Below are 12933 nucleotides of genomic sequence, written 5' to 3' on the forward strand. Positions count from 1 at the left end.
GGTTACATATCCGGGCAAAAAAATCAGCGCTTGCGGCGCCGGGCGGCATGTTCGACTTCGCCGAGCATGCTGGCAATCGTGATTTCCGCGAGCGTGGCATCCATGGCGGCTTGCGCCCGATCGGCGACCACCTGCAGGGCGCCAGTGATCTCGCGACCCACCAGGCAAGCAGGATTCGGCGCGCTTTGGTGCAGCGTGATCAGCGCAGTGGTCTCCGTAGCCTGAAACACCTCGAGCAATGTGATCTGGCTGGCGGGTCGCGCAAGCATTGCGCCGCCGGTGCTGCCCATTGTCGTGGTGACGAAGCCCGCCTCCGTGAGCGCGCCGATCATGCGCCGGATGAGTGCGGGGTTGGTTCCCACACTGCCGGCGATCATCGACGACGGCACCGGTCCTTCGGCCTGCGCGAGCAGGGTGAGGATGTGAACGGCGACGGCAAACCGGCTACTAGTGCTCATACGGAAATCTCAATGTGAAACTATGGTAGTTACATATCGCCGGCGCGTCAAGCGACGAGTTGGCGTGGCAATACCGCGTGTTTTTCGTGATGGATGCTACGAGAGTGGCGAGATAATGCCGGAATCGGCACTGAAGCTGATACACTCATCCACGGCTTTGCGCCATAGAGAGAGTGAACAAAAGAGAGGAACGAGATTTGAAGGATTCGGCGACGCAAAAACAAAAAACCCGCAACGTGTGTTGCGGGTTTCTCGCCAAATCTTGGTGCCCAGGAGAGGACTCGAACCTCCACAGTGTTGCCACCGCTAGGACCTGAACCTAGTGCGTCTACCAATTCCGCCACCTGGGCAGGTGTCGAAACAACCGAAGCGGCCATTATAGCGACCGTAAAACGTTTGTCAAACAGTTTCGAGAAAAATTGAATCAGAACAACTATCCGATCCCCAGCCGGGAAGAAATCCTTGGCGTACTGAGAACTTCGGGGTCGCCCCTGTCGGCCGGCGATATCGCCAAGGCCCTGGCTGTCACGCGTAAAGAGCATGACGGCTTTCAGAAACGGCTCGCCGCGATGGAACGCGACGGCCAGATCGAACTCAATCGCAAGGGCCGCTATGAGCTGGCCCATCAACCCAATTTCGTGCTTGGCCGCGTGCAGGGCCATCGCGACGGCTTCGGCTTCCTGATTCGCGACGACGGCGAGGACGATATCTTCCTGCCCGAGCGCGAGCTGCAGAAGGCGATGCACAACGATCGCGCGCAGGTGCGCGTGGTTGGCTATGACCGCCGCGGCCGTCCGGAAGGGCAGATCGTTGAGATCGTGGAGCGTGCAAATCGCTTCGTGATCGGCCGACTGCTATCTGAAAATGGCGTGCTTGTGGTGGCGCCGGAAGACAAGCGCATTGGCCAGGACATCCTGATTCCGCCCAAGGCCCAAGGCAAGGCGCGCGTGGGGCAGGTAGTCAGCGTCGAACTGATGGAATGGCCTGATCGCTACGTGCAGCCGGTGGGCCGCGTGGTCGAGGTGATTGGCGATATCGACGATCCCGGCATGGAGATCGAGATTGCCGTGCGCAAGTACGGCGTGCCGCATCAGTTCTCGCCCGCTGCCGTCAAGGAAGCACAGGGGTTGCCCGATGAGGTGCGTCAGGCCGACCTCGATCATCGCATCGACCTGCGCGACATTCCGCTGGTCACGATCGATGGCGAGGATGCGCGCGACTTCGACGATGCCGTCTATTGCGAGCAGGTCAAGATCGGCCGTGCAAAGGGCTGGCGTCTGATCGTGGCGATCGCCGACGTGTCGCACTACGTGCGGCCGGGTACGCCGCTCGATGCCGATGCGCTGGATCGCGCCACGTCGGTTTACTTCCCGCGCCGCGTGATTCCGATGCTGCCGGAGAAGCTGTCGAACGGGCTCTGCTCGCTGAACCCGAACGTCGACCGTCTGTGCATGGTTTGCGACGCGGTGATCACGGCCAAGGGCGAACTCAAGGGCTACCAGTTCTATCCGGCGGTGATGCACTCCGCGGCACGCCTGACCTACAACGAGGTCTGGTCGGTACTGTCGAACACCAAGGGGCCCGAGGCCCACAAGCGCGCGGAGCTGGTGCCGCACCTGCAGAACCTGTATGAGCTGTTCCAGGTTCTGCTCAAGGCTCGCCGTGCCCGTGGCGCGATCGACTTCGACACCACCGAAACCTATATCGTCTGCAACGCGCAGGGCAAGATCGAGCAGATCTTGCCGCGCACGCGCAACGATGCGCACCGTCTGATCGAAGAATGCATGTTGACGGCCAACGTCTGCGCGGCCGACTTCCTCGAGCGATTCAAGCATCCGGCGCTGTACCGGATTCACGCGGGTCCGAGCGAAGAGAAGCTCAAGAATCTGCGCGAGTTCCTGAAGACCGCCGGGCTGTCGCTTGGCGGTGGCGACAAGCCGCAGGCCTCGGACTATGCCGAGGTCATGGACAAGATCAAGTCGCGTCCCGATGCGCCGATGTTGCAGACGATGCTGCTGCGTTCGATGCAGCAGGCGGTCTACAGCCCGGACAATATCGGCCACTTCGGCTTGGCCTACGAGGCGTACGCGCACTTCACGAGCCCGATCCGCCGCTATCCGGACTTGCTCGTGCATCGTTCGATCAAGGCGATCCTCGCGCATACGAAGTATCGGCCGGCCTTTATCCAGGGGACGGAGCTCAATACGCAGATCTCGCCGAAAGCGCGCCGGATGCAGGCCGCCGATGCCGAGAAGCGTGCCGAGAACGTTGCCGCGCGCGCGAAGCGCGACGAGGGCGTCTGGGACGAACTGGGGTTGCACTGCTCGGCCAACGAGCGTCGTGCCGACGAGGCATCGCGCGACGTGGAGGCCTGGCTCAAGTGCTACTTCATGCGCGACAAGCTGGGCAGCGATTTCGCTGGCACGATCAGCGCGGTGACGTCGTTCGGCATCTTCGTGCAGCTCGACGAGCTGTATGTGGAAGGCCTTGTGCACGTGACGGAACTGGGCAGTGACTATTTCCAGTACGACGAGGCGCGCAATGAACTGCGTGGCGAGCGGACTGGCATCCGCTACCGGCTCACCGATCGCGTGCGCGTGCAGGTGTCGCGCGTCGACCTCGATGCCCGCAAGATCGACTTCCGTCTGGTGCAGGAGCCGTCGGCCAAGACGCTGCGCGCCCGGGCCGGCGTGCCCGAGCAGCCGCGGGTGCCGGCCGCCCATGCGGTTCCCGCGCGCAAGAAGGGACGCCAGCTTGCCGCGTTGCTCGGTGGCACTTCGAAGCCGGAAGAATCGTTCGACGAAACGCTCGACCGCGTGATCGAAGAGCAACCGGTGTTCGAGGCGGTCATCACGCCGCTCAAGCCGCGCGACGCCCATGTCGGGCATACGCCGCATGGCCGTGGGTCGGCGAAGAAGGCGCAGTCAGGCAAGCCCGCAAAGCGAGCGGCCAAGCCAAAGCCGGCGCATCTGAAGACCGAACGGCAGCCGACGACCAAGCGCGCGCCCAAGCCCGCTGGCAAGAGCACGCGGCCGGCCCGCAAGCGCTAATCTGGCGCGTTTGAAGTTGGCCATGGCGGGTACAATGCGCGCCATGGCCAAACACAAACTCCTGATCGGCTTTCACGCCGTCAACGCACGCCTGCGCCAGAACGCGCAGAGCGTGTCCGATATCTACATCGAAGCGAATCGTCGTGACCGGCGCATGCAGGACTTCATCCGCCTGGCGGAGAGTCTTGGCGTGACGCTGCATCCGGTCGATGCCGAGCGCCTGCGCGGCATGGCCGGCACGGATCGCCACCAGGGCGTGGTGGCGCGGGCCGACGATGTTTCGCTTGCGCTCAACCTCGACGAACTCCTGGATGGTATCGAAGGCACGCCGCTGTTGCTCGTGCTCGATGGCGTCACCGATCCGCACAACCTCGGCGCATGCCTGCGCGTGGCCGATGGCGCTGGCGCTCACGCGGTGATCGCGCCGAAGGACCGTAGTGTGGGTCTGAACGCCACGGTGGCGAAGGTTGCCAGCGGCGCGGCCGAAACCGTGCCGTACATCACGGTGACGAACCTTGCGCGCACGCTGCGCGAACTGCAGGAACGTGGCATCTGGGTGATCGGCACGGCTGACGGCACTGAGAAGGCGCTGTACGACGTCGAGCTGAAGGGACCGACCGCCATCGTCATGGGCGCGGAAGGCGAGGGTATGCGCCGCCTGACGCGCGAGACTTGCGATGAGCTGGTGGCAATTCCGATGGCGGGGGGCGTCGAGAGCCTGAACGTGTCGGTGGCCAGCGGCGTGTGCCTGTATGAAGCGGTGCGTCAGCGCCGTCTGCCGCGCTGATCATGGATAGCCTCGCCCTTGAGCAGGCGCGTGGCTGGGTTGCCGAGGCCCGTCAGATCTTTGTGCTGACGGGTGCCGGGATTTCCGCGGAGTCGGGTGTGCCGACGTTCCGCGATGCGCTGACCGGCCTATGGGAGCGCTTCGATCCCGAGGAACTGGCGACGGAAGAAGCGTACCGGCGTCAACCTGCGCTGGTGTGGCAGTGGTATCAGCATCGGCGCGAGCTGGTGGCGGCGGCCCGGCCGAATCCAGCCCACCATGCGCTTGCGGTGCTGGCCCGGCTGAAGCCGATGACGCTAGTGACGCAGAATATCGATGGCCTGCACCAGAAGGCTGGCAGCGAGCAGGTGGTGGAGTTGCACGGCAACCTCTTCGCCAACAAATGGCTCGATGGCTGTGGTCGTTGCGACACCGTGCCGCCGATTCCGGGCGATCCTCCGCGATGCGCGATATGTGGTGCGATGATGCGACCTGGCGTGGTGTGGTTCGGCGAGGACCTGCCGCGAGTGGCCCGTTTCCGCGCCGACCATGCGGCCGAGTCCTGTGACCTCTGCTTGGTTGTCGGCACGTCTGGGCTGGTGTATCCGGCGGCGGCGCTGCCGGGGGTGGCGAAGGAGAACGGCGCGCGCGTGATCGTGGTGAATCCGCAGCCGTCAGCACTGGACGAGACGGCGGATATCGTACTGGCCGCGCCGGCGGGTGAATGCCTGCCGTTGCTCTGGCCGCAGGCAGTCTGAGCGACTGTTCGACTGCGGATCCGCGGCTCCCTCCAAGGTGTTGGATAGCGCCGCGATCCCGACTCAACCGGCCAGTTCGCCGACGAGTTTCTCCAATTTCACCGCATCGGCCGCAAACAGGCGGATACCTTCGGAGAGTTTCTCCGTTGCCATCGCATCTTCGTTGAGTTGCCAGCGGAAGGCGGGTTCATCTGCGGCGATTCGCGCGACGTTGCCGGCCTGTGCCTGTTCCACGGACAGCTTGCGCGCAACGGCACTCTGTCCGCCTGCAAGCTGCTCGAGCAGTTCCGGACTGATCGTCAGCAGGTCGCAGCCTGCCAGCGACAGGATCTGATCGGTGCCGCGGAAGCTGGCGCCCATGACCTCGGTCGCGTAGCCGAACTTCTTGTAATAGTCATAGATCTGGCGCACGGAACGCACGCCAGGATCGTTTTCGCCGCCGTTCGCCACGGGGTCCCATTTCTCGCCAGCCTGCTTCTTGTACCAGTCGAGGATGCGGCCCACGAACGGGGAGATCAGCTGCGCGCCGGCCTCGGCACAAGCCACTGCCTGCGCCAGCGAGAACAGCAGCGTCATGTTGCAGCGGATGTTCTCGCGTTGCAGGACCTCGGCAGCGCGGATGCCTTCCCATGTCGAGGCAATCTTGATCAGCACGCGCTCGCGTGCCACGCCACGTTGCTCGTACAGGCCGATCAGGTGGCGCGCCTTGGCAACGGTGGCCTCGGTATCGAACGACAGACGGGCGTCGACCTCGGTCGACACGCGGCCGGGCACGATGGCCAGGATCTCGCAGCCGAATGCGATCAGGAGCTGATCCATGACGCCATCGAGCCCCGAATTGCCGTGGTGATCGCGCACAGCCTGTTCCAGCAGCGGGCGGTATTCCGGCTTCTGTACTGCCTTGAAAATCAGCGACGGATTGGTGGTCGCGTCCTGTGGCTTGTATTGCTTCATCAACTGGAAGTCGCCGGTGTCGGCCACTACCGTGGTGAACTGCCTCAGTTGTTCAAGCTCGTTCATGATTGGGTTCCGTCGGAGGGAGAGGCCATTGTAACGGCGTGGCGCGTGGCGTAAACGTCGGAGATGGGGAACCAATCCGCTACACTACGCGTTTCCCAACGCTTTTCTGGCTGTAGTCATGACTCAGGATGAACTCAAGGCGCTGGTCGCGCAAGCTGCCGCTGACTATGTGAAGCAGGAAGTGCCCGAAGGCGCCGTTCTTGGCGTGGGCACCGGCTCCACCGCCAATCTCTTCATCGACGCCGTGGCGGCGTTCAAGGAGCGCTTTTCGGGCGCGGTGTCGAGTTCCGAGGCCTCCACACGCCGCTTGCAACAGCACGGTTTCAATGTGCTCGATCTGAACGAGGTCGACAGCATTCCCGTCTATGTCGACGGCGCTGACGAGATCGACAACTCCGGCGCGATGATCAAGGGCGGCGGCGGTGCGCTGACGCGCGAGAAGATCGTTGCCTCGGTGGCGGACCGATTCGTCTGCATTGCCGACGGCAGCAAGCTCGTGCCGACGATGGGCGCGTTTCCGCTGCCGGTCGAGGTGATCCCGATGGCACGCGCGGCGGTGGCCCGTAGCCTGGCGGCACTAGGCGGTCAGCCGCGTCTGCGAATGACCAAGGAAGGCGGCATCTACAAGACCGACAACGGCAACGTCATTCTGGATGTCTCGGGCCTGAAGATCGAGAGCCCGAAGGCGCTGGAGCAGCAAATCAACCAGCTACCTGGCGTGGTGACCGTTGGTCTGTTCGCCCTGCGCGGAGCAAATGTGCTGTTGCTGGGTACCGAACAGGGCGTGCAGCGCTCGGATTACTGAATCGCATGAGCGTCGTATGAGTGGAAGGCCGGGCGGCCATGGTCCCCGGCTTCGACTGCCTCACGCGGTGAGCCCATGCTCCACCGCGTAGACGGCCACTTGCACGCGGCTGGCCAGATTGAGCTTCTTCAGAATGTTCTGCACGTGAATCTTGACCGTGCTCTCCGCCACGCCCAGCTCGCGCGCGATCATCTTGTTGCTTTCGCCGCGTACCAGTCCGCGCACAATGTCCCGCTCACGCGCCGTCAGAGGGGTCGCGTCGCCACGCTCTAGCAGGGCAGGTGCGGCCGCCGGAGCCTTGAATTGCTGCACGAGCTTGGCGGTCATCGTGTCGGAGATCACCGGTTCCCCTGCGGCAGCCCGCCGGATCGCGCTCGTCAGCGCTTCGGTCTCGATGTTCTTGATCAGGTAGCCCCGCGCGCCGCTGCGCAGGGCGCTGGCCAGTTCTTCTCCTTCCTCGGATACCGTCAGCACGATCACCGCGCATTCCGGCAGATCCTCCGTCAGCAGTTGCAGGGCTTCGAGTCCCGACAGGCCCGGCATATTCAGATCGAGCAGAATCACGTCCGGTCGATGCTGCTTGGCCCGCTTGATGCCTTCCACGCCATCGGCGGCTTCGTCGACCACTTCGAAATCGCTCTGCCGCTGCAGCAGCGCACGGACACCCGAGCGGAACAATGTGTGATCGTCGATCAGTAGGATACGGATGGTCATTGGGAAGACTCCTGCGCCGCCAGCAATTCGTCTGGATGCGGCATGGTTTCGCCGCGCGGCAATGATAGTGCGACGCGGACGCCAGCCCCTGGGCGGGCGTCGATCGTCAGGGTCGCGCCAAGCCGCGATGCCCGTTCCTGCATGATGTGCAGACCGACGTGCGCGCTGTCCTGGCCGTCGAATTCGGAAGGATCGAATCCTTCGCCATCGTCCTGGACGACGAGTTGGAAGTCGCGCCCCTGCGTGAGCGAGATCGTGACATGCTCGGCCATCGCATGTTTGCGCACGTTCGACAACGCCTCCTGCAGGATGAACAGCACCTGTAGCTGCTGCTCCGGCTGCAGCGGCGGTCCGCTTCCTTCGATGGTCAACCTCGCGTCCGTACGGCATTGACGGCGGAAGCGCGCGACGGTGTCCTCCACCGCTGGGCGCATGTCGCCCGTCGTCAGCCGGGAGCGGAAGTTGTGCAGCAGTTCGCGCACGTCCTGGTAGCTTTCTTCCACGCCGTGTCGCAGCAGCGGCACGATCTCGCGCGTTTCCGCATTGTCGTTCCGTTCCACCGCATCGCCGAGCAGTTGTACCTGAAGGTTCAGGAAGTTCAGGCCCTGCGCGATGCTGTCGTGCAATCCTTGCGCCACGAGATTGCGCTCTTCGACGACCGCAAGCTGGCGCGCGCTGGCGGCAAGCCGCAGATGCTCCAGCGCCGTGCCAAGGTGGCGGGCGAGGGTTTGGAGCAGTTGACGATCGGAAGGTGGCAGTTCGCGCGGATTGCGGAAATGCAGGGTGAATGTGCCGAGCGTGCCGCGTGGAGAGTCGAGCCGGAACGCCGCCATGCCCCTGAAGCCTTCGCGGCCACAGGGAGATTCCTGTGTTTCGGAGCCCTGACGCACGAACTGGCGCAGGTCCGCCACAGTGATCATGCCCGCTTCAGCTGCGGCCCCGCAGTGGCAGTCATGAATCGCGCTACAGCGGCTGCTCTCCGCAAGTGCGTCCGAAAGTCCCACCGAGGCAAGTCGGTGGAGCTTCCCGTGCGCAGCATCGATTACACGAATGGTCCCGCCATCGGCCTCGAACTGGCGCATCACACGCTCCAGGAATCCGCGTGCCATCGCCTCTGCATCACTGGCCCGATTCAGGAAGGCGGTCATATCGTAGAGGGATTCCAGATCCCGATTCTGCCGCGCCAACTCAGCAGTCTTGCTGTCCACGCGTGCCGCCAGGTCCTGATAGAGCTCCTGCAGCTCGTCGGCCATGCGGTTGAAGCCGGCGTTGAGTGTGCCGAATTCATCACGTGTGGCGATGGGTAAGCGCAGCGAGAACTCGCGGGCAGCCATGCGCTGCAGGCCATCCTGCAGACGCAGCACGGGCAGAATGATCCAGAGATAGAGCAGATAGATCACGGCGACCGTGCCAACGCACGCGATGATCGCAAGGCTTGCCTGAGAGAGTCGCAGTAGATCGGTTTTGCTCGCGTTATCGCGTTCGATCAGTTTTACCAGGCTGTCGGCCTCATTGACGAATACCGGCAGGGCATCGATGTAGGCCGTTGCAGGCGTGGTGCTGACGGTGGCAATCGCAAGCGGCTTCAGGCGCTGCTGCCAGTCCGCGACGACGAGGTCGAGTTTGGCCCGGATCGCGGGTTCGTCGGGCAAGAATAGCGGCCGGGCCGGATTGCCACGGCGCAACTGCGCGAGCGTGGTGTCTAGCGCCGCGACTTGCCCTGCCAGATCGTTGGGACTGCCGCTCTGGGCACGGGTCAGTTCAATGGCGACCCGGTTCGCGCGCATCCGCAGGCTCCCGGCGTCGTTGATGGCTGCACCGGCTCCTTCCAGCTTCCAGGAGAGATACAGCGTGCCTGAGATCATCCCCAGCACCACCATCAGCGACGCGAACGACAACAGAATGATCCGGGTGGACAGCCGGTGGCGCAGTGGTGTCAGCCGGACCGCTTCCGGCACGTGGCCGTTGTCAGGCAGGGGGGCGGTGGTATCTGGAGTCGTAGGGGCTAGCATTGGGAAGGTGCGGCCCGGCGGGTGATATTGCAGGGTGATACTGCAGTATGAGTGGGGACGGGCAGCCCTGCCGCGGATTGTGCCAGCGTGTGATGGTGGCTCTACTGAGCTAGATCAAGGGAGTCTTTGGTTCCAATAGGCTCAACGGGGCACGTGGTATGTCAGCGAGTTTTGGTCCCGATCAAATCCATGCCGTTAACGTGCCCCTAGCATCGTTGCCATATCAAACCATGAGATCGAGAGAACGACATGTCCACGACCATCACCACGCTGGTGCGGCAACACCGTGATTGCGACGAAGCCATCGAGCAGGTTGAAGCCTGCGTGCGCGCGAAAGACTGGGATGCCGCAGCCGGTGCGTTTGCGCGCTTGGAATCCGCCCTGCAGGGCAATTTCAGTACCGAAGAACAGCGCTTGTTTCCGGCGTTCGAACAAGCCGTGGGGTTCAGCAATGGCCCCACCGCGGTGATGCGTCATGAACACGATGAGGTGCGTGGCCTGCTGGACAACGCGCGGGAATGGCTGGAACTGAAGGATGTTGCCGCGCTGGCGGCCGAACTCGATACCCTGGTTGTTCTTCTGCAGCAGCACAACGTCAAGGAAGAAAATGTACTGTTTCCGATGTGTCAGGCCCAGGTGAAGGGGCTGGACACGCTGTTGGCGGATTTCGCGTCGGGACCAGCCGCTCACCCTTGAGACCTCGAATCGCGCCATGGTGAAAGCCGTCAACCTTGACTACGCGAGTGCACCGCGTCCCGGCCTGGTGTTTGGCTGCCTGATGCCTGCGCCCTGGCTTGGCGTGGTAGCTGGCTTGCTGCTGCTACTCGGGCCGGTCGACGCGCTGCCGGACCGCTTTGCGCCATTGGCATTGGCGGCCGTCCACGCACTGGCGCTAGGGATGTTGTTGCCGGTCATGCTCGGCGCCTTGTTCCAGATGATGCCGGTCGTTGCCGGGGTATCCGTTCCGTTCGCGGGCTTGGTGTCACCATTCGTCGCCGCAGCGGGCGCCGGGACCGCCGCCGCGCTCGCGGCCGGATTCCTTGGTAGCGGCGTCACGGCATTTCGCTGGGCCGTCGCGACCGGTGGGACGTTCCTGACGCTCGCAGGCCTCTTGTTGCTGGCGGCGGGCCTCAGGGTCGCCGCAGTCGATGCAACCACGCGAACGTTGGCATGGATCGGCGCTCCGTTGATCGTTACGGCACTGGGCGGTGCGGCGCTGGCTGGCCTGTTCGGCGGCATGTGGGCGGTGGCCCCCGAACAGGTGCTGGCGCTGCATGTCGCCTGGGGGCTCGGCGGCTGGCTGGCGGCGCTGGTGAGCGGCGTAGCCACCACCGTACTACCGATGTTCTGGCAGACGGAGCGTCTGCCGTCCTGGCTCGAACGCTGTTTGCCTTATGGGCATTGGCTACTGCTGCTGGTCTTCAGCATTGTCGTGATTGCACGGCCGGGCGGTGCGGTTGAGCGCTTCGCGCTCGTGCCCTGGCTGCTGTTTGCCATGGTGCTTGGCACCTGCGCATTGAAGGCCGCATGGCGAGCGAGGCGGCGACATGACCCACAGTGGGTGCTTTGGCCAGTGTCCGCCCTGAGCCTGCTGCTGGCTGCGTTGCTAACGACTGCCAGCGCTCTGATGCCGAATCAGATGCCGGCTGCGGCGCAGTGGTGCATCGGCGTGCTGGCGCTGGTTGGCGGTGGGGTGCTGCCCGTGAACGCGATGCTGGGCAAGATCGTGCCATTTCTCGTCTGGTTGCATCTACGCCGGCTGTTGCCGCCACGCGCGCGCGTCCCGGCGATGCAGGTGATCATCTCGCCGGACAGTCAGAAGAGGCAGGGGTGGATGGTGCTGGCGGCATTTCTGGTGCTACTGGCCGTGCCGCTGGCGCCGGGGTTGCTGGCGAAGGTTGGCGGTGTACTGTTCGCCATCACGAACGGATGGCTGGGCGTGCAATTGCTGCGTGCCTTGCGCTGTATGCGTGTCATGCGCAAACAGGGTGGGCTGCCACCACGGGTGGCGGCAGCTGTGGCGGAACATGGTGTTCCGCCGAACTGAGCATCAAGCCATGCTGACGGCGCGGGCGGTATCTTCGGTCAGGTCCGCCGGCTTCTCGCCTGTCAGCAGATAGTGCATCAGGTCCGCAACCGGACGGATCGCCTCGCCGAAGGGTAGCGTGCCCTTGCCACGGAAGAACAGGCCACGCTCCACGTCGCCGCGCACTGCCTGCGCCAGCTTGAGATCGATGCAGAACTGGCCGATACGGGCGATACCATCTCGCAGGCCACAGGCCTGCAGGCAATCGAATCCTTCCAGACAATCGCGCGTTTTCGCACGGCGCTGCAAGCGGCTCTCTGTAGACAGGTACTTTGCCAGCCAGGGCGTCAGCACGGCACGGGCGGGCAGACCGGCTACGCTCGTGAATTCGCGCAACGTTTCTGGGCGCGCAGTGGCCAGTACGTGCTTGAAGGCTGGATGCGCGTCGGATTCCTCTGTGACGGCGAAGGCGGTGCCGACCTGCACCGCAGCGGCGCCTTTGTCGAGCCAATGCCGGATCTTGGTGTGGTTGTTCATGCCGCCGGCAAGAATCAGCGGGATGCTGCCCCACGTCAGGCCCAGCGTCTTGAACAACTCGCGGCACTCGTCCAGCACACGGTCGAACGAAAAGCGGTCGTCGCCAATATCCTCGATGGCTGACGCACCGAGGTGGCCACCCGCATGGGCGGGATGCTCGACCACGATGGCGTCCGGCAGTCGGCCTTTCTTCATCCAGCGGCGGATTACCAGCCCGATGCCACGCGATTCCGAGAGGATCGGAATCAACGCAACTTTCGGGTGGTCGGCGGCGAGATCGGGCAGGTCCAGCGGTAGGCCGGCACCCATGACGATCGCGTCGGCGCCGCTCTCGCAAGCCTGGCGAACCAGTTGCGCGTGCGAGCCGACGGCCTTCATCACGTTCACGGCGATCAGGCCACGTCCTTCCGAGAGTTCGCGCGCGGCGCGGATTTCGCGGTCCAGCGCCACCAGGTTGGCGGCCTCGATGCGTGCCTTGTCACGCGTACCGGCGGTTTGCGCCATCAGGTCGGGATGATGGTGGCGCAAGTCGATACTGGCAATGGTGCCAACGCCGTTCTGACTGGCAACGGTTCCCGCCAGCCTGTGCGCCGAAATGCCGATGCCCATGCCGCCCTGCACGATCGGCAGCAATCGCCGGCCGGCCAGCGTCAGCCAATGCTCTGTCATGTTGAGTTCACCTTGTATGCGTAGTAGTGACGGGCAAGCGTGGCACAGGCTCCGTGTCCCACTCTTGTCGAATATCAAAGTAGATGCTGGCGCGTACGATCGGCGTAGCTCTGGGGAA

Annotated in this window: 11 protein-coding genes and 1 tRNA gene; 6 read left to right on the top strand and 6 right to left on the bottom strand. The window is 63.8% G+C overall.

Annotated features, from left to right (window positions below):
• Positions 1–23 precede the first annotated feature (23 nt).
• The gene (locus RN01_RS13860) at positions 24–458 is read right to left on the bottom strand and encodes an Rrf2 family transcriptional regulator (RefSeq protein ID WP_008643779.1); all 435 of its coding nucleotides are present in this window, start codon (positions 456–458) and stop codon (positions 24–26) included.
• A gap of 263 nt (positions 459–721) precedes the next feature.
• Positions 722–808 (bottom strand) — tRNA-Leu (locus RN01_RS13865).
• 69 nt (positions 809–877) lie between these two features.
• On the opposite strand from RN01_RS13865, the gene rnr reads away from it, so the two are divergent.
• From rnr to RN01_RS13880, 3 genes are read left to right on the top strand one after another with little or no spacing between them, the layout of a single operon-like run.
• Positions 878–3508 carry a ribonuclease R gene (rnr, locus tag RN01_RS13870; RefSeq protein ID WP_024570130.1) on the top strand — a complete coding sequence of 877 codons (2631 nt, stop codon included), beginning with the start codon at positions 878–880 and terminating at the stop codon, positions 3506–3508.
• A gap of 43 nt (positions 3509–3551) precedes the next feature.
• Complete coding sequence (rlmB, locus tag RN01_RS13875) at positions 3552–4295, top strand: 23S rRNA (guanosine(2251)-2'-O)-methyltransferase RlmB (protein WP_024570131.1); 744 nt, start codon at positions 3552–3554, stop codon at positions 4293–4295.
• A gap of 2 nt (positions 4296–4297) precedes the next feature.
• Positions 4298–5032 carry an NAD-dependent deacylase gene (locus RN01_RS13880; RefSeq protein ID WP_008643783.1) on the top strand — a complete coding sequence of 245 codons (735 nt, stop codon included), beginning with the start codon at positions 4298–4300 and terminating at the stop codon, positions 5030–5032.
• A gap of 63 nt (positions 5033–5095) precedes the next feature.
• Here the strand turns inward: RN01_RS13880 and tal are convergent, their stop codons facing one another.
• Positions 5096–6052 (bottom strand): transaldolase, encoded by a 957-nt coding sequence (tal, locus tag RN01_RS13885; RefSeq protein WP_024570132.1) that lies wholly within the window; start codon positions 6050–6052, stop codon positions 5096–5098.
• 118 nt (positions 6053–6170) lie between these two features.
• Between tal and rpiA the strand changes: the two genes are divergently transcribed.
• Positions 6171–6857 carry a ribose-5-phosphate isomerase RpiA gene (rpiA, locus tag RN01_RS13890; protein WP_017511906.1) on the top strand — a complete coding sequence of 229 codons (687 nt, stop codon included), beginning with the start codon at positions 6171–6173 and terminating at the stop codon, positions 6855–6857.
• Positions 6858–6917: 60 nt separating this feature from the next.
• Here the strand turns inward: rpiA and RN01_RS13895 are convergent, their stop codons facing one another.
• Entirely contained in the window at positions 6918–7571 is a 654-nt protein-coding gene (locus RN01_RS13895) for a response regulator (protein WP_017511907.1), read from the bottom strand.
• Positions 7568–9583 carry a type IV pili methyl-accepting chemotaxis transducer N-terminal domain-containing protein gene (locus tag RN01_RS13900; RefSeq protein ID WP_029700305.1) on the bottom strand — a complete coding sequence of 672 codons (2016 nt, stop codon included), beginning with the start codon at positions 9581–9583 and terminating at the stop codon, positions 7568–7570. The genes RN01_RS13895 and RN01_RS13900 overlap by 4 nt, the downstream gene beginning before the upstream one ends.
• A gap of 249 nt (positions 9584–9832) precedes the next feature.
• On the opposite strand from RN01_RS13900, the gene RN01_RS13905 reads away from it, so the two are divergent.
• Positions 9833–10279: a hemerythrin domain-containing protein gene (locus RN01_RS13905; protein ID WP_017511909.1), complete on the top strand. Its 447-nt coding sequence runs from the start codon at positions 9833–9835 to the stop codon at positions 10277–10279.
• A gap of 16 nt (positions 10280–10295) precedes the next feature.
• The gene (locus tag RN01_RS13910; protein WP_017511910.1) at positions 10296–11630 is read left to right on the top strand and encodes a hypothetical protein; all 1335 of its coding nucleotides are present in this window, start codon (positions 10296–10298) and stop codon (positions 11628–11630) included.
• 3 nt (positions 11631–11633) lie between these two features.
• Here the strand turns inward: RN01_RS13910 and RN01_RS13915 are convergent, their stop codons facing one another.
• A complete protein-coding gene (locus RN01_RS13915) occupies positions 11634–12815 on the bottom strand; it encodes a nitronate monooxygenase family protein (RefSeq protein WP_008643802.1) in 1182 nt (393 codons plus the stop codon).
• Between the last annotated feature and the right edge of the window lie 118 nt (positions 12816–12933).

Source organism: Cupriavidus sp. SHE (assembly GCF_000812445.1).
GTDB lineage: Bacteria > Pseudomonadota > Gammaproteobacteria > Burkholderiales > Burkholderiaceae > Cupriavidus > Cupriavidus metallidurans.